Genomic DNA, 23,734 nt, shown 5'->3' with positions numbered 1-23,734 from the left:
GCCCCCGACTCAACGGTTCACCTTGCCATCCTACATCCCCCGCATCGCCCAAGCTGGATGAATTTAAATAAATTGCGGTCGCTATAATTTAAACAGGCTATTCTTTTTATTATGAAACTTGCTGATTGGTTTCGTAACAAGGTCGCTCGTTTTTTATTATCGAAGTCTGAAAGGACTTTTCTGGATCGCTTTCAAATCAGCGAACAGCGCACCCGCACGATTCTGGATTCGGCTTACAATGCCTTTATCGGCATGAACAGTGACGGGCTCATCACAGACTGGAACCGTCAGGCGGAAAAGACATTTGGCTGGAAGGACAAAGAGGTTCTGGGAAAAGAGCTTGCAGACATCGTGATCCCGCACAAATATCGCGAGGCCCACAAAAAGGGCCTGGCTCACTACCTTGCCACGGGCGAAGGCCCCGTCCTGAACAAACGCATGGAGATCACCGCGCTTCATCGTGATGGCCATGAGATTCCCGTCGAGATGACCATCTTTCCATTTGAACACAATGGAAAACATCTGTTTGGTTCCTTTCTGCATGACATCACCGAGCGCAAAGCCACAGAATCCAAGCTGCGCAGCCTGTATCAGGATCTGGAACATCGGGTGCAGGAACGCACCCAGGAGCTGGCACTGGCCAACAAGCAGCTAAAAGAAGACGCCAGCATTCGCCAGCGCCTTTACGAACAGGCGCAGACCGCCAATCGCCTGAAAGATGAATTCCTGGCGACGGTCTCGCATGAATTGCGCACACCTCTCAACGTCATTTTGGGTCACAGTGATATCCTGAAAGACCCGGCCACCTCGCCGGAGGAAGCCAAAGTCTCGATCAACGCCATCCATCGCAACGCCCAGATTCAGGTGCAAATCATTAATGATCTGCTGGATGTCTCCCGCATCATATCCGGAAAACTGCAGCTGCATGTGAAGCCCATCGACATCGAGTCGGTGGTGGAGGCCGCCTATGAAAGTGTGCAAATTGCCGCCAAATCGAAGAACATCAAAGTGCGTGTTGAAGGCCCTGAGCGCCTCAAATCCGTCGGCGGAGATCCCGAACGGTTGCAGCAGGTTCTGTGGAATCTTCTTTCCAACGCCATCAAGTTCACTCCCAAAGGCGGCAATATCACCGTGAAACTTTCAAACGTCGAATCGCGTGTGCAGATTGATGTCATCGATAACGGCAAAGGCATTGACCCGGAATTTCTGCCCTATGTGTTCGAGCGCTTCCGTCAGGAAGATGCGACCACCACCCGCCGTTATGGCGGACTGGGGTTGGGGCTGGCCATTGTCCGCCACATCGTTGAAGGCCATGGCGGCACCGTCGCAGCCACGAGCGCAGGCCCCAATCAAGGGGCCAAGTTCACCGTGTCTTTGCCAGTCCTGGCCGCCCAGCTGCATGAAGGATTCACCACCAGTCATTTTGGCTATGAGAACCTAGTGGAGACCAACCCCGAACATCCCAAAACACTGGACGAGGTGCGCATCATGATTGTTGATGATGACGCCGACACCAGAAACTTATTAAGTCTGGTTTTGAAAAAGGCCGGCGCCAATGTGGTGACGGCAGACTCCGCCCAAAAAGCTTTTGATCTTTACCAGGTCTTCAATCCACAAATACTTCTCAGTGACATCAGCATGCCGGACATAGACGGCTACAGCCTGCTCAAAATGATCCGCACTCTTCCCGGCAGCGAAAATCTGTGGTCCGTCGCACTGACAGCTCACGCCCGCCCTGAAGAGCATGAACGGGCTTTGGCGGCTGGCTTTCATGTGCATATCTCAAAACCCGTGCAAACTTCAGAACTGATCAATACGATTTCTGATTTGCTCTTCTCTGGTGACAAGAAACCCTCACCACAAGATCGCACATTGTAATGTTCATTTTCGTCCGCACTTTCTCACACCCCAGGGATATAATACTTCATTGTAATTATTCAATTCACCTCTTTTGACTTAGAGTTTCTGCTTCATTTTTACAAAGAGGTAGAAATTCATGAGCGTAAAAATTCCGGCCACTCCCATCCCCTGCCAAAACTTTGTCAGCGGTAAATTCCTAAAAGGCTCCGGCCTTGCGATGGATGTCGTCAGTCCTTACAATGGTCAAATCATCGGCAACCTTCACGCTTCCACTGCCAAAGACATTGACCTGGCGATCAAAGATGCTCATGAAACCCAAAAATCCTGGGCAGACGTGCCCTTGAAAGAACGCACCAAAATCATGTTCAACTTCCGTCAGATTCTGATGCGGGATCTGGACGAAATCGCCCACCTGAAAAGTTCTGAATCCGGGAAGACCTTTGCCGAAGGCAAAGCCGGCCTGATGAAAGGCATTGAGGTTCTGGAGTTTGCCCTGTCCCTGCAGAACATGGATCTGGGTGGAAAAATGGAAGTCTCTCGCGGAGTCAGCTGTGAATTCCGTCGTGAACCACTGGGTGTGATTGCCAATATCACGCCGTTTAACTTCCCGGCCATGGTCCCGATGTGGACCATCCCTATTGCTTTGACCTTGGGGAATGCCTATATCTGGAAGCCCTCTGAAAAAACCCCATTGACGTCGATGAAAATCGCCGCGGCTCTTCAAGAGGCCGGACTGCCGGATGGACTGTTCCAGGTTCTTCACGGCGGCAAAGACACAGTCGAGGCGATCATTGATCACCCACAGGTCAAAGCCGTGGGTTTTGTTGGCTCTACCAAAGTGGCACAACATGTTTATCAGCGTGGCACAGCCCTGGGAAAACGTGTGCTGGCTTTGGGCGGAGCGAAAAATCACATCGTGCTTTTGCCGGACGCAAATCCCGATCTGACCGGAGCTGGTATCAGTGACTCGTTCACCGGATGTGCGGGTCAACGCTGCATGGCCGCCGCCGTGGTATTGGCTGTGGGTGACGTCGATCATCACATCCAAAAAATCATTCAGCGCGCGCAATCCCTGGTTCTTGGCAAAGACATGGGTGCGATCATCTCCAAATCTCAGGTGCAGTTCTTAAAAGACGCCATTACTCGCGCCGAAAAAGAAGGCGCCAAGATTCTACTGGATGGACGAAACACTCCGGCGCCAGCCGGTTTGGATCACGGTCACTGGATTGGTCCGACCATCATGGACAATGTCGCACCGAACAGCGAAGCCGCGACGCTTGAATATTTCGGTCCGGTTCTGAGCATCATCCGCTGCCGCGACATCACTCACGCCATGCAAATTGAAAACAGCAATCCCTATGGCAATGCCTGTTCGGTGTTCACCTCCAGCGGCAGTCTGGCTGAAAAGGTCATTCGCCAGGCCTCAACCGGCATGGTGGGTGTGAATGTCGGTGTCCCGGTGCCGCGTGAGCCGTTCTCTTTCGGTGGCGCGAATGCCTCCAAATTTGGACATGGCGATATCACAGGTGCGCAGTCCCTGGATTTCTGGTCCAACAGCAAAAAAGTAACAATGAAATGGGAAAAACAAGACGACAGCAACTGGATGTCTTAAAAAAGGATTTATAAGATGAAAAGAGCAGCCCACGTTATTCTGACCTCTCACTCAAGCCAGGTGTTCAAAGACAGCCTGCCAATTCATTGGGGCGTCAAAAACCCCATGCACCGGGGACCTGTCATTGGTTCATTGACCGACATCAAACAAAGAAACGCCATCGGAACACACAGTGGTTCCTATGCTGTGTACCGTGCGCTTTCCATCGCGCAAGGGTCTTATTCAACCACTCACAAACCTGATCTGCACAACACGGACAGTCCGGTGCGCATGGGGCCGTTCCCTTCCTGGTCTGACCCGGACAAAATCGTGTCCATTGATCCTTGGGGACTGGATATTCCCATTCACTTCAAAGATCTTTACGAAGCGGGCTATGACATCCGCCCGACTATTGCGGTGACGCAGGCCCATTTGCAGATTCCAGAGATCCATCAGGCCATTGATGCCGGCCGCCTGAAAGTGGATGGCAAGGTCGTTCTGGAAAACAAAGACATCAAGGTCACCAAAGTGGCTTTTGAGCCCGTGTGGTATCTGCCCGGCATCGCCAAACGTCTGAATGTCGACGAAGGCGACCTGCGCAAGATCCTGTTCCAGGAAACCGGCGGTATGTTCCCGGAACTGGTGACGCGCCCCGATCTTAAAGTGATGCTGCCGCCTATTGGCAGCACCACTGTTTACATTTTCGGAAACCCACAGGATCTATCCAACGAAAAAATCGAACTGACCTGCCGGGTGCATGATGAATGCAATGGCTCAGATGTCTTTGGCTCCGACATCTGCACCTGCCGTCCTTATCTGATATACGGCATTGAAGATGCCGCCAGAACCGCCCAGCGCGGGGGCGTGGGTTTGATCGCCTACTATCGCAAAGAAGGCCGTGCCTTGGGTGAAGTCACCAAGTTCCTGGTTTACAATGCCCGTAAACGACAGGTTGGTGGCGATTCCGCATCCACTTACTTCCACCGCACCGAATGTGTGGCCGGGGTTGAAGACGCCAGATTCCAGGAACTGATGCCGGACATTTTGCATTTCTTTGGCATCACCAAAATCCACAACCTGCATTCGATGAGCAACATGAAATACAACGCCATCGTGAAAAGCGGCATTGAAGTCGTCAACCGCATCTCTATTCCAGCGGAACTGATCCCGGCTGATGCGCAAGTTGAAATCGAAGCAAAAAAAGCTGCGGGATATTTCAACCCGGGTGAAACCAAAACCGTCAAGGAACTGGAAACAGTTCTGGGGAGACCCATCGATGAATAACTCTCACACCTACTCTGCCCAGGACCTGGATTTTTTGCTGTCACCTCTGGCGATCCGCCAAAGTGCAGAAAAGATTTTAGAACTGACTAAGTCAGGCCAGACGCACTTCCACTATCACGATGATCAGTTTGAACCGGTTGTGGATTATGTGATTGAAGTGATCCGCCAGAATTATCCGGCCCTGGAAATTCCTTTTCACTCGCGCTGGGGGCACTTCCGCGCCGGTGGCGTTGATCGCGTGAAAATCCTGCAAGAACAGATTCAAAGTTTTGACGCTTTGGAAAAGGCCCGCATCAAGCTGGATCTGGTGATCACGTCGGTGTTACTGGATGCCGGTGCCGGAAACATCTGGTCTTTTCATGAACAAAGCACCCAAAAAGACTTTGCCCGTTCCGAAGGCCTCGGCGTTGCGAGTTTTTATCTGTTTATGGAAGGAGCTCTCTCTGACGACGCCGACAAACCACTGCAAGCGACGGCAAAGGGTCTGCAAAATCTAACGACCCAAAAGCTTTCCGAGGTGTTTCAGGTCAGTGCCCAGAATCCTTTGGTGGGTGTCGAGGGCCGATTGTCCTTATTGCAAAACCTTGGAAAAACCATTGAACAAAAAAAAGGTCTGTTCCCAGGGGGCCGTCCCGGCAGCCTGGTGGATTACCTGCGCGCCCGCTATGGCGATCGCATCACGGGTCCCCAACTGCTGCGCGCAGTGCTGGACGGACTGGGTGAAATCTGGCCGGGGCGTGTGAAAGTCGCAGGCGTCAATCTGGGGGATATCTGGAACTATTCCAAAGTTCCCGGAGGCCTTGCGGCCTTCCACAAACTTTCCCAGTGGATGACCTATTCTTTAATTGAGCCTTTGCTGGAGGCCGGCTTTGAAATCACCGAGGTCGAAAGACTGACCGGGCTTGCCGAGTATCGCAATGGCGGCCTGCTGCTGGATCGCGGTCTGATTTCATTGAAAGACCCAGGTATGGCAGAACAAAGTCATCGCCCGGATTCAGAGCTGGTCATTGAATGGCGCGGCCTGACCGTGTCTTTGCTGGATCGTATTGGTCAGCAGGTTCAGAGCAAACTGAATAAGTCCCCTTCGGAATTCCCGCTGGCAAAGGTTCTGGAAGGCGGCACCTGGTGGGCCGGTCGCAAGGCGGCGAAAGCCTTGCGTGCGGATAGTTCGCCTCCGCTGAAAATTGAAAGCGACGGCACTGTTTTCTAAGGATTATCTTTAAGGAGTATTTTGTGAATTCAAAAGTCAAAGTCATCGATCATCCCCTGCTTCGTCACAAGCTGGGTTACCTGCGCGACAAAAACACCTATTCCCAGGACTTCCGCGAGATCGTCAAAGAAATCTCGAAAGTGCTGGTTTACGAGGCCATGCGCGACTGGCAGCACCTGGAAAAGATCGCCATTGAAACCCCGATCGCCAAAACCGAAGCCCAGCGCATAGTGCGCGCTCCGGTGGTGGTTTCCATCATGCGGGCCGGAAATGGCATGCTGGATGGTGCGCTTTCCATGCTGCCCTTTGCCAGCACCGGATTTATCGGCATCTATCGCGACAAATTCATCCACAACACGGTGGAATACTATTTCAAGATGCCTCAGGACATCAAAGGCAAGGATGTGCTTTTGTGCGATCCTTTGATCGCCACCGCTGACACGATGATTGCCGCGATTGACCGCCTGAAAAATTATGGTGTGGGCCAAATCAAAGTCATCAGCATTCTGACCAGCCAAACTGGTCTGGACAAAGTTCATCACTATCACCCGGATGTTGAGGTCTATACGGTCAACATTGAAAACGAAATGAACGAAATGGGTTATCTGGTCCCGGGCCTGGGTGATGCCGGAGACCGTCTGTTCCAAACCAAGTAGGTGCTATGAGCCGTCCCCACATTATCGGAGTCGCTGGCGGCAGCGGCTCTGGCAAAACATACTTCGCCAAAGAACTGCAAAAGATGCTGGGTTCAGAAAACTGCAGCATCCTTTATCAGGACAATTACTATATCGACCAGTCCGCTCGCTTTGATGGAGATGGGGGCTCGGTGAACTTTGATCATCCCCAGGCCTTGGATTTCACGCTACTCGCACGCGGGCTTCAGACCCTTAAAATGGGTCAGCCGCTGCAGGTGCCAATTTACGACTTTGTCACCCACTCGCGTAAAACGGAAACCCTTCTGGAAAACCCTAAAAAAGTCATTATCGTGGATGGGATCTTGATCCTGCATTCAAAAGAAGTTCGAGCCGAGCTGGATGAAGCCGTCTTTTTTGACACCCCCGAAGACCTGCGCTTTCAACGCCGTCTGCACCGCGATGTGCATGAACGCGGGCGCACCCCAGAGGGAGTAAAAAAGCAGTTTGAACTTCAGGTTCGTCCCATGCATGACGAATTTGTGGAGCCTTCAAAACGTCATGCCCAAACCATAGTGACGGACTCAGGGGACTATCATGCGGTACTTTCACAATTCACCCATCGCCTGCAAAACACCCTGCCCGTGCGGTAATAGCAGGCCGATCGCTCATTCAGCTTTCACTTAAGGCGCCAATGGCATTTTCAGATGGACCCGGAATGCGGACAGGTGTAGACATTTCGCCATGGCACACTCTAAAAGCTCTTTCCAGTCCTTCGCCCGCCTTTTTTCCTACACCAAGAAACACCGTCGTGACTTCTATTTAGGAAGTCTGTTTTCTTTCCTGAACAAAGCATTCGATATCGCGCCCGAAATTCTGATCGGTATCGCGATTGATGTCGTCGCCAATCAGGAAAAATCTTTCCTGGCCAGATGGGGCGTGGAAGAACCCGGCCATCAGCTTATTCTGCTGTCCGTTCTGACTTTGCTCATCTGGATGTGTGAATCCCTTTTTGAATATCTGTTGCTATTAAAATGGCGCGGTCTTGCCCAGTCTTTGCAACATGAATTCCGCACGGAAGCCTATGATCACTTGCAAAGACTGGACATGTCCTTCTTTGAAGATCGCAGCACCGGTGGCCTGGTTTCAATCCTGAACGATGACATCAATCAACTGGAGCGTTTCCTGAACGGCGGCATGAACAGTCTGATTCAAGTCTTCACTTCGGTGATTTTAATCGGGGCTGTTTTCTTTGCCCTGGCGCCAAGTATCGCGATCTTTGCCTTCCTGCCGATCCCGGTGATTTTGTGGGGCGCGTTCTATTTCCAGAAGCGTGCCGCCCCCTTGTATCTGGATGTGCGTGAAAAGGCCGGCCAGATCGGATCCCGTCTGGCGAACAATATCTCGGGCATGGCGACGATTCGCAGCTTTACCTCCGAGCAGATTGAATCCAAAAAAGTGGCCAACGACAGTATGACTTATCTTCAATCGAACAAAGAGGCCATCAAAGTCTCTTCCGCCTTCAATCCTTTGATTCGTATGGCGGTGTTGATGGGCTTTATCGCCACCTTCATTATGGGGGGCCAAATGGCCCTGCGCGGGGAACTGAATGTCGGATTCTATGGCGTGCTGGTATTCCTGACTCAGCGTCTTTTGTGGCCGCTGACAGGCCTTGCTGACACCGTGGATCTGTTTGAACGTGCGATGGCTTCGGCTGACCGGGTTTTGGATTTGATCAAAACCCCGGTGAATTTGGAATCCACCAAAGCCGTGCGGGATTTTGATCACACCAAAGGCATCGAATTCTCGCATCTGGACTTTGCCTACAGCAATGGCGTGCAAGTACTTAAAGACATCAATATCCGGGTGCCCGCGGGAAAAACCGTGGCTATTGTCGGCCCGACAGGTTCCGGAAAGTCCACAGTCACAAAACTGCTGTTGGGGTTCTATAAACCTTCTTCCGGAAAGATCCTGTTCGGCGGTCAAGACACCGCCGACTGTGATCCCCAAGATCTCCGTTCCCAAATCGGTCTGGTCAGCCAGGACGTGTTTCTGTTCCATGGAAGTATTTATGAAAACATCGCTTACGGAAGTCCCGGTGCCAGCCGGGACGCGGTTTTGGAAGCCGCCCGCAAAGCCCACGCAATGGAATTTATCGAAAAACTTCCGGAAGGTCTGGACACTCTGATTGGTGAGCGCGGGCAAAAACTGTCCGGCGGTCAACGTCAGCGTATCTCCATTGCCCGGGTGATTTTAAAGAACCCACCTGTTTTGATTTTGGATGAAGCCACGTCGGCCGTCGACAACGAAACTGAAGCTGTCATTCAGGCCTCTTTGGCGGAAGCGACCAAGGGCCGCACCACCATCGTGATTGCGCACCGCCTGTCCACAGTCACTCAGGCAGACAACATCTATGTTGTCGCCCAAGGTGGCGTAGTGGAAAGCGGCACACATCAGGAGCTTCTGCAAAATCGAAAGATGTACTTCCAACTTTGGACCGCTCCGCTTTAAGTGCAGCCTCGGACTAGAAACAGAATCAGCAAAATGGGAACCGGGATACCGATCAACCATAAGAAGATCCATCCCAGTTTTCCACGCTGATTCTGTATTGGTTTTTTTAATTCAGAGTTCATGACGCACTTCCGGTGCCGGCCATAATCTGTCCCGCAAATCCGGTCCGGTCACCGCCGGGCCAAGATCTTTTGGAATCTCCATCGACACCACTTCTTTTAACGGTCCGCTGAACATGCTGCGCATGCGCCCCAGGAACTGCGGCGCCGCAATCAACACAACTTCGTCAAAAGAGTTCGCGTGACGGGCCTCTTCAAGATAGTCAGAAACCCTCTTTGCAAACATCTGTGAAACGCGGTCTGTGGGTGACTGGGCTTTTTCTTTGGTGCCCCCATGCCCCGCCACTCCCGGAGAGAATCCCGGTTTATCCGCATTGATATCCTGGGATTTCAGACGTCCCCGGGGATTTTCAAGTTTCTCGATGAACTTCACATCCCCCTTGTGTCCTCTACCGTCACTTTCAAAAACTTTTGCTTCAACTCGATTGACGACTACAATCCATGTTTTCATGACTGTCCTCTTTTCTTGGAAGTTGAGGATTCTCTTTTTACTATAACGGCTGGGACCCGCGGGTCACAAGATGACCCCCTACACTGGACTGTCACAAGACACTTTGAGTTCCCTCTGAAAAGAACGGATCATAGAAGGATTCCCTCTTCGTCTCAGGAGATCCCCCATGTTAGACAAACTCACCCACGATGACTTACTGAAGCTGACCTCTGTAAATGAAGGTCCGTGCATTTCCATCTATATTCCCGGCATGCCCGATAAGACTCTGCTTTTGGAGTATGAAACTCTGGTCCGACGGGCGGCTCATTTGCTGTCGTTGGATGCCAAAAACGGCGACAAGAAAGCGTTGTTGGATTCATTGTACTCCTTTAATCCTGCGGAGCACCTGCAACGCTCTGATTTTGGTATGGCTATCTTTGTGAACAAACATTGGAAGGGTTTCTATATGGCCGCCCATACCGTCCCGTCCAAAGTGGTGGTGGCTGAGAGCTTCCATCTGAAACCTCTGCTAGAGGACCTTCAAGGTGAAAGCAGTTATCACATTCTGACTTTGACTCCGCAAGAGGCAGTGCTGCTTCACTGTGACGGTGGCAGTGGCACTGAAATTCAAAATTTCCTTTTCCATCAGGGCCAGCACAGCAACAGCATTCACTGGAAGCATCTGGATGAAACCGAAACTTCGCAGATCCCACACCTCAAAAGCCACATGCGTGGCCGTGGCCTGGAGGACAATCAATGCAAAAAGAAATCCGGTGTGAAGCTTTTTTTAAGATGGATCGAAGCCAAGATCAGCCGAGAACCGGGATACAAACAGATTCCCTTGTTTGTATTTGCCGGAGAAAATATGTTTCACACTTACAAGGAAGTGACTTCTCACCCCCGAGCCGTTTTCTTTAAGATGGATCCTTCCAAGACCACCCCGCGCATGGAATCCCTGATTCATCAGGCCCAGGTGCACGTCAAAAAAGAACTGGCTCAGCAGCGCAACTTGTCAGCTTATGAGCTGGAGAAACTAAATCATCAAAAAAAGGTCATCGACGATCTTGTCAAGATCAGCCGGGCCGCCATCAACGGCCACGTGCGCACCCTTTACTTACAGAACAACAGCGAGATCTGGGGTGAACTGCACCGCAAAAGCGGACAGATCACCTTCCACGAAAAGCAGACCAATGCCAAGGATGATGACATTCTGGATGATATCGCCTGCGAGGTGATTCGTCACGGCGGCGAAGTCGTGGTTCTGTCCAAAGAGGACATGCCCAGCCCTTCGCCAGCTGCCGCTATTTTAAATTCTTAAAGATCAGCCCCTGGCCTAAAGAGGCCTGGGCTGTTTCCACCTTTTCGATTTTAAGAGCTTTCATGTATCCCAGCACCAGAGCCAAATTTGAGATGTCGGAAATACGGTATTCACTTTCAATTTCTGCGTCTTTCAGTTGCGAACGCACCTTCAGTGTTTCTTCCAGTGCGCTTTGCGTGAACTCGGATCCACCCGGCTGCACCTGCCTTTGCACGGACATGGAGATCACTCCTCCCACCCCCACCCAACGGGCCGTAGCCGCCTTGGCTTTGAAGTAAGCCGGGACATTCAGGTAGGCATGGTTCTTCGCCAGTTGCAAAGCGGCTTCTCTCTGACGAGCAAAGGGATTGGGAGAGGATTCTTTTTTGGGGTCTTTAAACTGCAACACCTGCAAAATTTGATTTTTGAAAGTCACTGATGCCAGATCCCCTTCAAAAATATGGACTTTGCCTTTCTCGCGGGAATACATCTGCATCGATCCACCCCCGATATCCCAGACAATCAAATTACGGGTATCTGTGATGCCCCGTTGGGCCAGTGCTGACCAATACCCCAACTCAGCTTCCTGTTCCTGGCTGATGACTTCCACCGGGATCTCGAGCTTTTGGGAAATCCCTTTGGCAACGGCCTGCCCGTTTTTTGCCACACGAAACACAGAGGTTGCCACAGCATTGATTCTCTTTACGTTGTAGGACTTCACTTTTTGCAGCAAAAGCTCAATGCGCGGAGTGGATTCATTGACAATGGAGTCCGGTATTTCTTTGGTCGGGGATTTCTCCAGAGCTTCATTGAAAGCCAGCGGCAGCCGGTCCTCAAACAACACTTTCACAATCTTCTTTTCACACGTGTCAACGGTGGCCACATAGGCTTTGGTGGTGCCGGACCCCAGATCCAGCGCCGCGCGGTTTTCATGACAGGGATTCGCAAAAGCAATTGCAGGAAAAACAGAAACAAGTACGAAGGTTTTAATCATGCCGTCATGCTAACGCATGGACCGGGTGTGGGGCAAGTTTCCAGTCCAGCGGGGACTATATGCCTCTGAAGATCGGCGTACTGCCGTCTCCTTGAATCTGAGAATGGCACCAATGCTGCTACCGTCTTACTTTGGGTTGCATTGCTCGTAACATTAACCATGAGAAAAAGGAGAAATGCCATGGAACCGACAACAGGCGAATTCAGAAAAAAAATGGGCGATATCAAAGAAAACGTAGCTCACGAGCTTGAAAAGAGCGCATGGAGCGACCGCTATCATGCCGTGGAATCCAAAGTCAAAGAAGGTGTGGAAGCGTCCGAGGACCTTGTGAAGGCACATCCCTTCTATGCCATCCTTGGAGCCGCCGCTGTAGGATTTGTGGCAGGAGCCCTGATCAATCGCAAACACTAAAATCCCGGGCCCCGCAAGGGGCCTGACTCGCTTTCACGCCAGGAGAATACTATGAAATGGTTAGGATTTATACTTCCTTTCATCTTGGGTTTCGGTGGCAAAGGCCACAGCCCCCGTCGCAGTCTGAAAGACAGCGCTTTGGAAATTTATGACGCCATCACGATCCGCAGCCGCAAGGCGGTCTTTTTGTCGATGGGAGGCCTGGGGGCCATTGCCTTTGTTTGCGGAGGCATCTTTATGTTTCTGACCGAGGCCACCAGTCAATATGACCGTGCCGGCTTTGTCATGTGGAACTCCACCCTGATCACCAGCCTGACTCTGGTGGCCCTGGCCGTGGGAGGTCTGAGTTATGTTTACTTCTATGCTTGGCCGGGCGTCCGTGCCGCAGGTGAACGCCGCGAAGCCGCGGAAGCCGACTTCAAACGCCAGCAGGAAATCCAGGCAGGCTCTTTGGAAGCCGCTTTGTCAGCCCTGGTTATGGACTTCGTCAAAGAGCGTGAAATGCGCCGCGAACTTCGAGCCCGCAGCCCGTCCAATTCTGCCACCAGTTCCGAGTCCGAACTGCACCGCGCTCGCGCCGAAGCCGAACGTCCCTCTGCAAATCTTCACTGAAGAGGCGCGTGGGTTTTGCGATACAGTGTTTTTCTGTCAATGCCCAGATCGCGGGAGCTTTTTTCACGGGCTCCCCGATTGGATTTCAGCACATACTCAATGTAGGCCCGGGTCAATTCCTCCAAAGACAAAAAGCGACCTTGCATCTGATGCATCTTTTCAAAAATCTGATCCAGGCTGCACTCCCGGACCTGCAGATCATCCTGCAGAACCTTCAGTGGGATATGGTCCACGGGGCTCAGCACCACGGCCCGTTCTATGGTATTTTCCAGCTCTCGCACATTGCCCGTCCACGGGCGGGTCAGCAGGAAATCCTCGACATCGCGATTCCATTTTTTCCCTGGCATCTGATATCGCCTGGTGAACTTGTCCAGAAAGTGGTGTGCCAGCGGCAGAATATCCTCGGTGCGCTCGCGCAGCGGGGGGATTTTTATCGACACGACCTTTAAACGAAAATACAGATCCTCGCGAAAGCGTTTCTCCTGTACGTCACCTTCAAGATCATTGTGAGTCGCCGCCACAATACGCAGGTTCAAAGGGCGATAGTGGTTTTCCCCCACCCGTTTTACCTTCTTTTCCTGCAACACACGCAAAAGCTTGGCCTGTAGATGCAAATCCAGATCACCAATTTCATCCAGGAACAGCGTCCCGCCATCAGCCTCTTCAAACAAACCCTGGCGTGCATTCATGGCGCCGGTGAAAGCACCCCGTGCGTATCCAAAAAGTTCCGACTCCAAAAGAGGTTCTGGAATGGCAGAACAATTGATCGGCACAAAGGACTTCCGTTGTCGGGCGCTCTGGTCGTGAATCAAGCGGGCGATGACTTCTTTCCCGGTGCCACTTTCCCCTGTGATCAGAACATTGGCCGAACTGGCCGCCACCCGCCGAGCCAGATCCAGCACCTCCAAAAAGCGCGGGCTCTTGGCGATGATGCGTGAGTCATCCGTCACAGACCACCTCGATGGTGCTGTGGGGGTTCATGCCATTCACACCAGTTCTGCTCGGGCACGATGCGGCCTTCTTCGATAAAATCCAGAACCTCCACCATGGCTTTGCCGACACCGGCCGCCGAGGCGGGATTTTGCCCGGTCACCAGGCGGCCACTTTTAACCACATGTCCGGCAAATTTCGGAGACGACGTATGGTGGGCACCGCGCTCCTGCAGACGCGTTTGCAGTAAAAACGGAACGGACTTTTCCATACCGACAAACTCTTCCTCTTCGTTGGTGAAGCTGGAAACTTCGTGACCTTTGATCAGATACTGTCCATCAGAAAGCCGGACATTCACCAGCGCTGCCGGGCCATGGCAGACCGCCCCGACCACACCGTTGTTTTCATAGATTTCCGCTGTCAGCTTTTGCAGCTGCAGATTTTCGGGAAAATCAAACATCGTCCCATGCCCGCCGGCAAAATAGATCGCGCAATAATCGCGACTTGAAACCTGCCAGGGTTTCACGGTGCCTTCCACCTTGGACAGAAACTCTTCGTCATTCATCCACGTGGCATTGATGGGATCATCCATTTTCACACCATCCAGGGGCACTTTGCCGCCCAGAGGGCTGATCATGTCCACTTCGTATCCCGCACGCACAAATTCATCATAAGGATGGGTGATTTCAGAAAGATAAGCGCCTGTATGATGGCCGGTATCGCCAAGCTGCTCGGTACTAGTCAGAACAAAAAGCACTTTGTTGCTTTTCATGGCCGTTCCTCCTTCGCAATACCACTATCTTCTCAAAGCGGGCTTGCGAACTCAAAGCTATGCCAGCACAAGTGCAAATCAACAATCATTCCCCGAAAAAGCCCTTCAACGCCTCGACGGATTGCAGGCCCGTCAAAGTCTCACCGTCGTCCCGGACCAACGTGGGCACTGCGCCCGTCCCCAGGTGCTGCCATTCTCTTTGCCAGCGATCCGCCTCCGATTCGGCAGCACTGTCGACCCTCAAAGAGTCCAGCTGGAACTGATGAGCCACATTTTTGATAATCGCTTCATCGGAAATGTCTTCGCCATTCACCCAGAATTCCCGGGCCAGAGTGTGCCTGAACACCAACCCCAGTAAAGGATCCTGCCGGGAGGCTGCGATTGAATACTGAATGGCTTTCAATGTGTTGGGTTTTCCAATGGGAAAAGCGATGTCAACCTCTGGCATCAATTCCTTCACCATCACCACTTCGCGTTCGATACTTTGAGCAAACCCCAGATTCGCCAGCTGCATCGGCACCGTCAATTCGGGCGCGTGCTGAACACCCCGCCACTCGACAAAAGCCGCCAACCGAAGCGCCACCAGGCGCTCTTCAAGAGCGTAACAAAATGGACAATTGAAATCGCTGTACAGAACTGCCTTGTGCTTCATTCCGGGCCTCCTGCCTGAGTCTAGATCAGTTCAATGCGAGGTCAAGTCTGCCCTCTTCGCTATGGCGACGTTTATTTTGACAAGACCGCCAATAATAACTATCTCTAGGGTCGCGCGGCCGCCCGGCGAAAGGACCCTCGTGGAGTTATTGTATAAAGATGAATATTTTATTGCCGTGAACAAGCCTTCTGGCTTTCATGTGCATCCTCACGAGAATGTCCAGCACCGGGTCTCCCGCGATAAGATCTGCCTTTACCACGCCCGTCGTATGATGAAGCAGCACGTGTATCCGGTGCACCGCCTGGATGCCGGCACCAGTGGGGTGCTGCTGTTTGCCCTTTCTTCTGAGTCTGCCAGTAAACTGTGCCGCCTGTTCACCGAGCGCGCCACCCATAAAACCTATCAGGCGGTCGTGCGTGGTTTCGTAAAGGAAGAAGGCGAAGTGCAGCTGCCCTTGGAACTGGATTCCACCGGCGATCTGGTTGACGCCCATACCAGCTTTAAACGCCTGGCGACCGTGGAATTCCCCGTGGCCGTCGGTAAAAAATTCCCCACCGCCCGCTATTCCTGGGTGGAGGTCACCCCGCACACCGGTCGCTACCACCAGATCCGCCGTCACTTCAACCGCATCTCTCATCCATTACTGGGGGACGCCGTTCATGGCGATTCCCACCACAACCGTTTCTTCAGAAATCACTTGGAAATCGAGGGTTTGTGCCTGAAAGCCCTGCGCCTGGAGTTCACGCACCCCTGGAGTGGCGAAAAAGTCTCTATCGAGGCCCCGCCTTGCGATAAATGGAAGAAAATTCAACTTCTGTTTGATCCGGCACTTCCGCTTGAGGGCAAACTGAAATCCCTTTGACCTGGCACTGGGACGGGCGTAAATACAGACCCCGTTTTCAGAGGTAAATCATGTCCAAAGCGCAAGCGCTTAACAAGTTGCTGATCGTCGTCGGTCTGCTGTTCATTTTGCTCGTCTCCATGCAGTCCCACGGCCAGATTCTGCATCACAAACTGAATGTCGAGCTGTATCCAGGCCTGAAGATGATCAAGGCCCAGGACACCCTGACCTTTCCCAAGGATTCTCCCCGCAAAATCAGTTTTCTGCTGCACAAGGATTTGCAGGTCTCTGTGACCAGCAGTGATGATTCTCTCATCCTGCTTCACCCAGCAACTCAAAAAGAACCTTATGCTGAATACGGCCTGACATTGGGAAACATCGACAACAAAGTCAGTGTGCAGTATTTCGGCGTGATCTTTGATCCGGTACTGAATGACAACAGCAATGGTCTGATTGCCCCGGAAGGGGCCACTCTGTTTGGCAGCACTTACTGGTATCCCTTCTTCCTGGGCATTCAGAAAAGCTTTGAAGTCACCGTACAGACTCCGGGTGACTGGATGTCTTTGGTGCAGGGTCAGATCGCCAGCACAGTGGTGGAAGGCTCCATCCGCACTTCCCGCTTTGTCGAAATTTATCCGCAAGAGGAAATTTATCTGGTGGCGGGCCCGTTCAAGAGCTATCAGGTGGACACACCTTCCGGCAAAAAAGTACAGGTTCTTCTGCGCAAGGACGATCCAGCCCTGGCCCAGAACTTTTTGACTCTGGTGCCGGAGTACATCAAACACTTCTCACAGATCATCGCTCCTTATCCGTATTCCTCTTTCAGTGTGGTTGAGAACTTCTGGGAAACCGGCTATGGCATGCCAAGCTTCACCCTGCTGGGGCCCACTGTTTTGCGTCTGCCATTTATCTTGAATTCCTCCCTTCCGCACGAAGTGCTGCACAACTGGTGGGGCAACAGTGTTTATGTGGACTATGACAAAGGCAACTGGTGCGAGGGGCTTACGACTTACATGGCTGATTACTGGCAGCAGGAAAAAGCCGGCAGTGAGCGCACTTACCGCATGAACACTTTGTTGAACTATATGGATTTTGTCGCCGGCAGTCCGGAAAAGGACTTCCCACTTCGTCAGTTCCGCGGGCGCCACAACTCCAGCTCCCAGGCTGTCGGCTATGGCAAGTCCATGATGCTGTTCCATATGCTCGAGTTCCGTTTTGGCAAAGAGGCTTTCCACAAGTCTTTGCAGGATTTCTATACTCGCAATTTATTCAAAAAAGCCTCTTTCACCGACATTCAAAACAGTTTCGAATCCGTGAACAACCAGAATCTGGACGGGTTCTTCAGCCAGTGGCTGGATCGCAAAGGGGCCCCGGAAATTGAACTGGGTGATGTGCGAATCATGAAATGGCATGATGGCTCCACCAGTACCACCTATGTGCTCAGCCAAAAGCAGGCGGATCTGTATGATCTGAACATCCCGGTGATCTGGACTCTGGAATCCGGCGCGGAGATTCGTCAATTGGCGCGCCTGTCAGACAAGACCCAGTTCTATTCTTTGACCTCCCCTTCCCGCCCGGTGAAGGTTTCAGTCGATCCGGACTTCCACCTTTTCCGTCGTCTTTATACGGAAGAACGCCCGGCGACGTTGTCCAGTGTTCTGGGGGCCTCTGAAGTTCACTATTATTTTGACCCGGCCGATGCTTCCGCGAAGCAGTTTGTTGATGTGTGGTCCCAGAAAACGGAAGGCAGTGATGTTCTGCACTACAGCGGAGAGCCTTTGGATGTTCCTGCGAAAGGATCCATGGTCTTTGTCGGGGACCAGCAGAAATTTGTCAGCTTCATGAAGTCCCAATTGGCAGAACAAAACCTGCAAATCACGGACGACACTATTTCCATCGAAGGACAGAAGTACAATCTGAAGGAAGTCAGCACGGTCCTGGTCGCACGCCTTAAAAACCATCCGCAGCAAACCGTGGTGTGGGTGCGCTGGAGTCCTGACAACACTCCGGCAGAATGGGCTTCGCGCCTGACACACTATGGAACCTTTGGCGTGTTGGTGTTCAAAGGACGTCCTGTGATCCTGAAATCGACCTGGCCCGTCCTGCAAAGCCCTTTGCAACGATCTCTTTAGTAGCCTTCGTCAGGCTCCCCGTTATAGCGGCACTTGGCATCCGTGTGAACTTTCCGGGTGCCACTGCGAAGATCGTCGGTTGTGATGGTATTCGCCTGACGATCCACGGTGACAACATACAGATCATTGGCATAATCTTTCACCTGACCGTTTTGCCAGCGTGGAGACAAGAAGCCTTCGTTGTTGGAGGCCGTCAGAAGAATCGCGATGTCCGCCTCGATCATCAGCACATCCTCGGCCTTGTTCTTGTCAGCATCAAATCCTTTGCAGGTGATCGTTCCATCCGCCAAAGCTGAGGACGCAACAACTGACATCAAAGAAAACAAGATCCACTTTTTCATAAAGCCTCCAAATATTTAAGCACCCACCCTTTGTTGCAAGGCCCTTGCCCGCGCAAAGTGGTTTAATTTACTTATGAAGCCCCCATCCCTGTTAAACAGGCCGTGAGGGTGACAAATTAGAGCCCGGATTCCCAAGGCCGCGGTGTTGACTCACGAATCATCCAAAAAGCAGGACTAGTATGACCTGTATTTGTCTCAATATGATACAGCGACTGCGAAGACACAGATGAAGCTCTGGTAATCCCCTGAAATGTTATGTCTTTGTCCGATTTTTCCGATAAATTCAGAATGAAAAAGACTGAAAACTTTGGAACGCTGCTTGGTGTTTTGCTTCTTTCTGCCACTTTGATTTCCTGCCAGACTCCGGCACATAGAAATCCCAGCTCCGTCGACGTCCCTCCCGATGTAGCCCCCTACGTGCAAAAGCTTTATAGCGACAAACTGCAAGCAGAACTCAACAAAGAACGACTGCAGATTCTGAAAAGAAGGCAGTCCACGCCACATCCACACAAAAAAGACTCTTTCCCTCAGGAAACCCGCGAAGAGCGTGAGTACAAGGAAATGAACGCCCGTCAAGACCGTCAGCTGCAGGTCGTAAACCAAAGCTCTGCCTTGGCTCAGCAACGTATCAATGCCCTTCGTGCTGACACACCGGTATCTGTCATGACCAGCAACAACGAATCATGGCGCGTTCAGGAACAACTGCTGGAGATGAAATCTGTCTCTGAGTTTGCTCTGCGTGACGGTCAGATTCAGCGCCTTTTCAAATTCGACCGCATGCACGCCAAAGACTATCAAATTCAGATCAAAAACTATCTGATCAGTGTTGATGATCCGAATGAAGAACGTAAAAACGAACACTTCGACGCGACAGTCACCTGTGACGGCCCCTTCCGCATCAAAAAGACTTTCTCTGACAAAAAGTTTGTGGCCCATCAGCGCGCCACTTTCCGGATGTACGACAGCAAATACAACGGCGACAACCTGCGCCTGATCCCCGCAAACTCCGTCACCAGCTGTGAGCTGAAGGCCGGACCGGCCGGGGCCCCGGCACAATTTGGAGTTCGCTTCGTTGAACCCGCCAATCCCTATCTGGATTTGCACAATCTGGTCGAAGGCTGTCTGATGCCTCGCACGGACAACCTAAGCGGAATTGAAAAGTTCTTCCTGACCGACAAATATGCCTCCATGACCTGCCCTCAAGCTGTTCCCGCGGTGGTGAACCTGCCAGAGGCTGTGGACTCTTTGAAGTCCAAAGCCGAAGTGCTGCTGGGTCAGCCGCTTCCATCCCAGTTTATGGATCTGCACGATCCTTATGCACCCTTGGATTTTTCCAAGGCCCCGTTCTTTGACAGCATCTATGTTTCCTATCTGGTTTTCCGCGCGGACTACTATGGCACCTTCATGGCACGCCTTCTGGATTTCCACGCCCAACGCGGCACCAAGGTGAAAATTCTGGTGGCCGGCGTGATTACTTTGGAAAAAGACGAAGTCCTGCTAAGAAAACTGGAGGCTCGGAATCCGAACATCCAGCTGCAGGAGCTGAAATACAAAGTTCCATCCGGTGGCAGTCTGGGCGACCGCTTCGATCGCCTGCATCGCTCCATGCACGTGAAGCTGCTTTTGACCATGTCGAAAAAAGACCCAAAAAACAACGTGGCCTTTATCGGCGGTCGCAACATCCACGATGGCTTTATCTTTAAAAAACCCTACGACTATCCCCGCCCGGAAATGGTGAACTATGTGAAGGGCGATGAAAGCTTCGTGCACTGGCGCGACTTTGAATTCAAAGTTCACGACAAGGACTTCACTGAAAAGGTGGCAGCGCACTTTCTGACCCTGTGGGACCGGGACTATAAAACGATGCAATTCCGCAGCATCAACGTCAACGTGCCGATGGCGTCCCAGATCAGTCCCTCTTACTTCAACAGCCGCGAGCCTTTGGTGCGTCACTTTATGTCGGTGCCTTACAAGGACGATGAAAGTCTGATTCAGTTCTATGTGGAAATGCTCGACAGCGCGAAAAAGAAAATCATGATCTCCACCCCGTACTTCCGCCCACCGACACCGATTGTGGAGGCGCTGGAACGAGCGGCGGCCCGTGGAGTTCAGGTCACAGTGATCACCCGGCTGGATTTAAAGGGCGACACCGTCGACTGGATCCTGAGTGAATCGAACAAACCGACCGTGAATCGCCTGTATCAGCAGCTTTCCATTTACGAATACACCGAACCCAAGGTGATTCTGCATTCAAAAATCGTCCTGATTGACGACGTGTATTCTTTCCTGGGATCGGTGAATTTGAACAAGCGCAGTTTCATCCACGACATGGAAAACGGCGCGATGATTTATGGCGCTGCCTATAACCGAGAAATGACGGAAATCTACAACCAGTACAAAAAAGATTCACGGCTGATCGACGACCGTCTGAAAAGAAACTACTTTAAAGCCCTGATCCTGGGTGTATTCGACACAGAATTCTAAGGTCAGGATTAAGTTACTGTCATAAAGAAAAAGAAGCTGGAGGGGTGCGAATCCCCTCTGTTACAACCGAAGGTCTCAAATAAATCAGGAGGCCTTACTATGTGGAAGCTGACCCTTTCCGTTGCCATCGTTTTTTCCGCACTCAGCGCGAATGCTTCGTTTGTCACAATCACGCAATGCGATTCTGCATCGAGCACTCACACCCTGAAGATCGTTCAGGACGGTGATGATGCCGAAGTCACGCTGGGTGATAAAAAGCCTCACAAGTACGACGACCTGGTCAGCAAAGCCCCGGGTAACAAAAAGTACAAGCTAACTGGACAGATGACGAACACATTCCGGGTTGCAGATATCAGCCTGCCCGAACTGCGTGACACTCAAAAGGTCACAGAGTTGGTGGCGTCCTTGATGTTCCAGCGTCCTGAATTCGACGGCGAATACGACATGGTCTATTCCTATGCCAGCGACCTTGTTCACGACCTGAACTGCCGCTAGATCTTAAAAACAAAAAAGCCCGCTTTACCGCGGGCTTTTTCAATTCTGAATGTCAGATCACCCTAGTGAGTGGTGTCCAGCATTTTCACAACTTCTTCAATGTGCTCAGTTTCCATACGAACCATGGAGCGGATCAACTCTTCCAGGGCTACGTCATCACCACAGTGCTTCAGCACTGCTTTGTACTTCGCCAAAGCTGCTTGTTCGAACTCAAGACTTTCTTTAAGGATGTCCAAAACCTTGTGGGTTTTAGTTTCAGGAACCGGAGACACACGCAAAGTGGGGTGCCCGCCCAGAGCCGTCACTTTTTCACCCATCATGGAAGCATGCTGGTAACCTTCGTTAGCCTGTTCATGGAACCATTTAACGATAGGAATGCGGTTCGGACCTTTCACCATCAATGCATAGTGCAAGTAACGAACAACGCCAGAGATCTCCATCTCGATAATTTCATTCAAAAGATCTACTACTTTTTTGTTTTCTTTAGTCATAAGACCTCCACCCCCCGAATGATTGCAGAATCAGACAGCCAAGGCAACAATTGAAAACGTATTGAGAACAATCAAACTTGATAATCGTTTTCGATTTCACTTAAACAAGACCTTTAACGACGGCCTCTCGAATGAAAAGAGGGAAGCTTTCGCTTCCCTCTCGTTTGACACTGTATAGCCAGAAAAAACAACCAGGCACCTTTTATTCGTCGTCGAGCTCGTCGTCGCCGACTACGCCTAGATTATACTTTTCAATGCGATATCGCATGGATCTGAAGGAGATATGAAGCAGCTTTGCAGCTCTCTTTTTCACGCCGCCGGCAGAGTGGATGGCTTTGATCAGAAGTTCTTTTTCGATCTGACCCATCACCTTGTCCAAATCAACCCCATCGTCACCGATTTCGATTTCATTGGAGGAAGCCATCTTGCGACCGGAAGAGGTGTTCACCATCGGTGGCAAAGATTCCGGAAGAATCGTCGCCCCGCCTTCCAAAGCCACGGTGCGCTCGATCATGTTTTCAAGCTCACGCACGTTCCCTGGATAGTCGTACTTTTTCAGGATTTCCATCGCATCCGCGCTGATCGCACCGATGTTTTTGTTCAGACGTTCGTTGTACTTTTTCAGGAAGTGATTTGCCAAAAGCGGGATATCATCACGACGCTCACGAAGACCCGGCGTTTTGATATTGATAACATTCAGACGATAGAACAAATCCTGACGGAAACCGCCCTTTTGAACCATCTCTTCCAAATTACGGTTGGTCGCGGCGATGATACGCACATCCACCTTCATGTCTTCCGTCGCACCCACGCGGCGGATCACACGCTCTTGAATCGCACGAAGAAGCTTTACCTGAATCGTCAATGGCAATTCACCGACCTCATCCAGGAACAGCGTTCCGCCGTCAGCCACTTCAAAAAGACCCGCTTTATCAGCCACCGCACCGGTGAAAGAGCCTTTTTTGTGACCGAACATTTCGGATTCCATCAGGTTCTCAGGGATGGCACCGCAGTTCACTGTTACAAATGGACGGTCTTTCAACGGACCGTTATAGTGAATCGCCTTGGCCACAACCTCTTTACCCGTACCGGATTCCCCTGTGATCAAAACGTTGGTTGGCGTCTGGGAGACACGCTTGACCATATCGTAGATCGCATGCATGACCGGGGAATTCCCCACCATGTTCTGGAAGGAGTATTCTTTTACCAGTTCCTTTTTCAAGGATCTGTTTTCCACTTCCAAGTTGCGGGAACGAAGTGCGTTCTGGATGTTCAGACGGACTTCATCAATTTTGAATGGTTTTGTCAGATAATCATAAGCACCCATCTTCATCGCTTCCACGGCAGTTTCGGTTGTACCGAACGCTGTGATCAGCATGAAGACTGTATCCGGATAGGATTCTTTGACGTGCTTCAGAAGCTCGATCCCCGTCACATGGGGCATCTGCAAGTCTGAGATGATCATATCAAATGTTTTTTTCGCAAGAAGGTCTTTCGCCTTTTGGCCGTCTTCAGCCAAAGTGATTTCATACCCTTCTTTTTTCAGCATGATCTCTAAAAACTCGCGTATTGATTCTTCGTCATCGACAACAAGAATTCTCGACTTCATTTATGTGCTCCCACGTCCTTGTGTTAAAAACTATTC

The 23,734-nt window shown here is 51.4% G+C and carries 22 protein-coding genes; 14 read left to right on the top strand and 8 right to left on the bottom strand.

What is annotated here, in order from left to right; all coding sequences use genetic code 11:
- Positions 1 to 111: 111 nt before the first annotated feature.
- The 7 genes from BD_RS06965 to BD_RS06935 all read left to right on the top strand — a co-directional run bounded on the left by BD_RS06965 (position 112) and on the right by BD_RS06935 (position 9,088).
- Entirely contained in the window at positions 112 to 1,878 is a 1,767-nt protein-coding gene (locus tag BD_RS06965) for a hybrid sensor histidine kinase/response regulator (protein WP_011164017.1), read from the top strand.
- A gap of 118 nt (positions 1,879 to 1,996) precedes the next feature.
- Positions 1,997 to 3,472, top strand: a complete 1,476-nt coding sequence (locus BD_RS06960; RefSeq protein WP_011164016.1) for a CoA-acylating methylmalonate-semialdehyde dehydrogenase — start codon at positions 1,997 to 1,999, stop codon at positions 3,470 to 3,472.
- 15 nt (positions 3,473 to 3,487) lie between these two features.
- Positions 3,488 to 4,735 (top strand): GTP cyclohydrolase II, encoded by a 1,248-nt coding sequence (locus tag BD_RS06955; RefSeq protein WP_011164015.1) that lies wholly within the window; start codon positions 3,488 to 3,490, stop codon positions 4,733 to 4,735.
- Entirely contained in the window at positions 4,728 to 5,945 is a 1,218-nt protein-coding gene (locus BD_RS06950; RefSeq protein ID WP_011164014.1) for a URC4/urg3 family protein, read from the top strand. Before BD_RS06955 ends, BD_RS06950 begins: the two co-directional genes overlap by 8 nt.
- 23 nt (positions 5,946 to 5,968) lie before the next feature.
- Positions 5,969 to 6,601, top strand: a complete 633-nt coding sequence (gene upp, locus BD_RS06945) for a uracil phosphoribosyltransferase (RefSeq protein WP_011164013.1) — start codon at positions 5,969 to 5,971, stop codon at positions 6,599 to 6,601.
- 5 nt (positions 6,602 to 6,606) lie between these two features.
- Positions 6,607 to 7,230, top strand: coding sequence for a uridine kinase (gene udk, locus BD_RS06940; protein WP_011164012.1), 624 nt, complete (start codon positions 6,607 to 6,609; stop codon positions 7,228 to 7,230).
- A gap of 91 nt (positions 7,231 to 7,321) precedes the next feature.
- On the top strand, positions 7,322 to 9,088 hold the full coding sequence (locus tag BD_RS06935; RefSeq protein WP_011164011.1) for an ABC transporter ATP-binding protein: 1,767 nt from the start codon (positions 7,322 to 7,324) through the stop codon (positions 9,086 to 9,088).
- Positions 9,089 to 9,199: 111 nt separating this feature from the next.
- On the opposite strand, the gene BD_RS06930 is transcribed toward BD_RS06935, so the two are convergent.
- Positions 9,200 to 9,658 (bottom strand): host attachment protein, encoded by a 459-nt coding sequence (locus BD_RS06930; protein ID WP_011164009.1) that lies wholly within the window; start codon positions 9,656 to 9,658, stop codon positions 9,200 to 9,202.
- Positions 9,659 to 9,824: 166 nt separating this feature from the next.
- Here BD_RS06930 and BD_RS06925 point away from each other — a divergent pair, with 166 nt between their 5' ends.
- Positions 9,825 to 10,955, top strand: coding sequence for a baeRF3 domain-containing protein (locus BD_RS06925; RefSeq protein ID WP_011164008.1), 1,131 nt, complete (start codon positions 9,825 to 9,827; stop codon positions 10,953 to 10,955).
- On the opposite strand, the gene BD_RS06920 is transcribed toward BD_RS06925, so the two are convergent.
- Positions 10,939 to 11,928, bottom strand: a complete 990-nt coding sequence (locus tag BD_RS06920; protein ID WP_011164007.1) for a Ppx/GppA phosphatase family protein — start codon at positions 11,926 to 11,928, stop codon at positions 10,939 to 10,941. The two genes, BD_RS06925 and BD_RS06920, sit on opposite strands and share 17 nt — an antisense overlap.
- 180 nt (positions 11,929 to 12,108) lie before the next feature.
- Here BD_RS06920 and BD_RS06915 point away from each other — a divergent pair, with 180 nt between their 5' ends.
- The gene (locus BD_RS06915) at positions 12,109 to 12,339 is read left to right on the top strand and encodes a glycine zipper domain-containing protein (protein WP_011164006.1); all 231 of its coding nucleotides are present in this window, start codon (positions 12,109 to 12,111) and stop codon (positions 12,337 to 12,339) included.
- A gap of 51 nt (positions 12,340 to 12,390) precedes the next feature.
- Positions 12,391 to 12,951: a hypothetical protein gene (locus BD_RS06910; RefSeq protein ID WP_011164005.1), complete on the top strand. Its 561-nt coding sequence runs from the start codon at positions 12,391 to 12,393 to the stop codon at positions 12,949 to 12,951.
- Here BD_RS06910 and BD_RS06905 read toward each other — a convergent pair.
- The 3 genes from BD_RS06905 to BD_RS06895 form a co-directional block, all read right to left on the bottom strand.
- Complete coding sequence (locus BD_RS06905) at positions 12,945 to 13,901, bottom strand: sigma-54 interaction domain-containing protein (RefSeq protein WP_011164004.1); 957 nt, start codon at positions 13,899 to 13,901, stop codon at positions 12,945 to 12,947. The two genes, BD_RS06910 and BD_RS06905, sit on opposite strands and share 7 nt — an antisense overlap.
- Positions 13,898 to 14,653, bottom strand: coding sequence for a type 1 glutamine amidotransferase domain-containing protein (locus tag BD_RS06900; protein WP_011164003.1), 756 nt, complete (start codon positions 14,651 to 14,653; stop codon positions 13,898 to 13,900). Before BD_RS06900 ends, BD_RS06905 begins: the two co-directional genes overlap by 4 nt.
- Before the next feature lie 85 nt (positions 14,654 to 14,738).
- Entirely contained in the window at positions 14,739 to 15,305 is a 567-nt protein-coding gene (locus BD_RS06895; protein ID WP_011164002.1) for a DsbA family oxidoreductase, read from the bottom strand.
- A 139-nt stretch (positions 15,306 to 15,444) separates the two neighbouring features.
- Between BD_RS06895 and BD_RS06890 the strand changes: the two genes are divergently transcribed.
- Positions 15,445 to 16,167 carry a pseudouridine synthase gene (locus tag BD_RS06890; protein WP_038448852.1) on the top strand — a complete coding sequence of 241 codons (723 nt, stop codon included), beginning with the start codon at positions 15,445 to 15,447 and terminating at the stop codon, positions 16,165 to 16,167.
- A gap of 50 nt (positions 16,168 to 16,217) precedes the next feature.
- On the top strand, positions 16,218 to 18,278 hold the full coding sequence (locus BD_RS06885) for a M1 family metallopeptidase (RefSeq protein WP_011164000.1): 2,061 nt from the start codon (positions 16,218 to 16,220) through the stop codon (positions 18,276 to 18,278).
- Here the strand turns inward: BD_RS06885 and BD_RS06880 are convergent.
- Positions 18,275 to 18,619: a hypothetical protein gene (locus BD_RS06880; protein ID WP_011163999.1), complete on the bottom strand. Its 345-nt coding sequence runs from the start codon at positions 18,617 to 18,619 to the stop codon at positions 18,275 to 18,277. The two genes, BD_RS06885 and BD_RS06880, sit on opposite strands and share 4 nt — an antisense overlap.
- Positions 18,620 to 18,907: 288 nt before the next feature.
- Between BD_RS06880 and BD_RS06875 the strand changes: the two genes are divergently transcribed.
- Together BD_RS06875 and BD_RS06870 are read left to right on the top strand one after the other, a co-directional pair.
- The gene (locus tag BD_RS06875; RefSeq protein ID WP_226988092.1) at positions 18,908 to 21,103 is read left to right on the top strand and encodes a phospholipase D-like domain-containing protein; all 2,196 of its coding nucleotides are present in this window, start codon (positions 18,908 to 18,910) and stop codon (positions 21,101 to 21,103) included.
- Positions 21,104 to 21,202: 99 nt separating this feature from the next.
- Positions 21,203 to 21,598, top strand: a complete 396-nt coding sequence (locus BD_RS06870; protein WP_011163997.1) for a hypothetical protein — start codon at positions 21,203 to 21,205, stop codon at positions 21,596 to 21,598.
- A gap of 62 nt (positions 21,599 to 21,660) precedes the next feature.
- Here the strand turns inward: BD_RS06870 and BD_RS06865 are convergent, their stop codons facing one another.
- Both BD_RS06865 and BD_RS06860 read right to left on the bottom strand, forming a co-directional pair.
- Positions 21,661 to 22,089: a ferritin-like domain-containing protein gene (locus BD_RS06865; RefSeq protein WP_011163996.1), complete on the bottom strand. Its 429-nt coding sequence runs from the start codon at positions 22,087 to 22,089 to the stop codon at positions 21,661 to 21,663.
- Between the two features lie 202 nt (positions 22,090 to 22,291).
- Positions 22,292 to 23,698 (bottom strand): sigma-54-dependent transcriptional regulator, encoded by a 1,407-nt coding sequence (locus BD_RS06860; RefSeq protein WP_011163995.1) that lies wholly within the window; start codon positions 23,696 to 23,698, stop codon positions 22,292 to 22,294.
- Positions 23,699 to 23,734 lie beyond the last annotated feature (36 nt).

The organism is Bdellovibrio bacteriovorus HD100 (assembly GCF_000196175.1).
Classification (GTDB): domain Bacteria; phylum Bdellovibrionota; class Bdellovibrionia; order Bdellovibrionales; family Bdellovibrionaceae; genus Bdellovibrio; species Bdellovibrio bacteriovorus.
The sequence above is the reverse complement of the archived record's forward strand: the minus strand, read 5'-3'. Positions and strand labels throughout refer to the sequence as shown.

What these genes read in the sequence shown, in the direction of transcription:
- BD_RS06865 (WP_011163996.1), bottom strand. Translation starts at nt 22,089, where the DNA reads ATGACTAAAGAAAACAAAAAAGTAGTAGATCTTTTGAATGAAATTATC.
- BD_RS06925 (WP_011164008.1), top strand. Translation starts at nt 9,825, where the DNA reads ATGTTAGACAAACTCACCCACGATGACTTACTGAAGCTGACCTCTGTA.
- BD_RS06960 (WP_011164016.1), top strand. Translation starts at nt 1,997, where the DNA reads ATGAGCGTAAAAATTCCGGCCACTCCCATCCCCTGCCAAAACTTTGTC.
- BD_RS06935 (WP_011164011.1), top strand. Translation starts at nt 7,322, where the DNA reads ATGGCACACTCTAAAAGCTCTTTCCAGTCCTTCGCCCGCCTTTTTTCC.
- BD_RS06920 (WP_011164007.1), bottom strand. Translation starts at nt 11,928, where the DNA reads ATGATTAAAACCTTCGTACTTGTTTCTGTTTTTCCTGCAATTGCTTTT.
- BD_RS06870 (WP_011163997.1), top strand. Translation starts at nt 21,203, where the DNA reads ATGTGGAAGCTGACCCTTTCCGTTGCCATCGTTTTTTCCGCACTCAGC.
- BD_RS06910 (WP_011164005.1), top strand. Translation starts at nt 12,391, where the DNA reads ATGAAATGGTTAGGATTTATACTTCCTTTCATCTTGGGTTTCGGTGGC.
- BD_RS06860 (WP_011163995.1), bottom strand. Translation starts at nt 23,698, where the DNA reads ATGAAGTCGAGAATTCTTGTTGTCGATGACGAAGAATCAATACGCGAG.
- BD_RS06875 (WP_226988092.1), top strand. Translation starts at nt 18,908, where the DNA reads ATGAAAAAGACTGAAAACTTTGGAACGCTGCTTGGTGTTTTGCTTCTT.
- BD_RS06885 (WP_011164000.1), top strand. Translation starts at nt 16,218, where the DNA reads ATGTCCAAAGCGCAAGCGCTTAACAAGTTGCTGATCGTCGTCGGTCTG.
- BD_RS06880 (WP_011163999.1), bottom strand. Translation starts at nt 18,619, where the DNA reads ATGAAAAAGTGGATCTTGTTTTCTTTGATGTCAGTTGTTGCGTCCTCA.
- BD_RS06965 (WP_011164017.1), top strand. Translation starts at nt 112, where the DNA reads ATGAAACTTGCTGATTGGTTTCGTAACAAGGTCGCTCGTTTTTTATTA.
- BD_RS06930 (WP_011164009.1), bottom strand. Translation starts at nt 9,658, where the DNA reads ATGAAAACATGGATTGTAGTCGTCAATCGAGTTGAAGCAAAAGTTTTT.
- BD_RS06900 (WP_011164003.1), bottom strand. Translation starts at nt 14,653, where the DNA reads ATGAAAAGCAACAAAGTGCTTTTTGTTCTGACTAGTACCGAGCAGCTT.
- BD_RS06955 (WP_011164015.1), top strand. Translation starts at nt 3,488, where the DNA reads ATGAAAAGAGCAGCCCACGTTATTCTGACCTCTCACTCAAGCCAGGTG.
- BD_RS06950 (WP_011164014.1), top strand. Translation starts at nt 4,728, where the DNA reads ATGAATAACTCTCACACCTACTCTGCCCAGGACCTGGATTTTTTGCTG.
- BD_RS06895 (WP_011164002.1), bottom strand. Translation starts at nt 15,305, where the DNA reads ATGAAGCACAAGGCAGTTCTGTACAGCGATTTCAATTGTCCATTTTGT.
- udk (WP_011164012.1), top strand. Translation starts at nt 6,607, where the DNA reads ATGAGCCGTCCCCACATTATCGGAGTCGCTGGCGGCAGCGGCTCTGGC.
- BD_RS06915 (WP_011164006.1), top strand. Translation starts at nt 12,109, where the DNA reads ATGGAACCGACAACAGGCGAATTCAGAAAAAAAATGGGCGATATCAAA.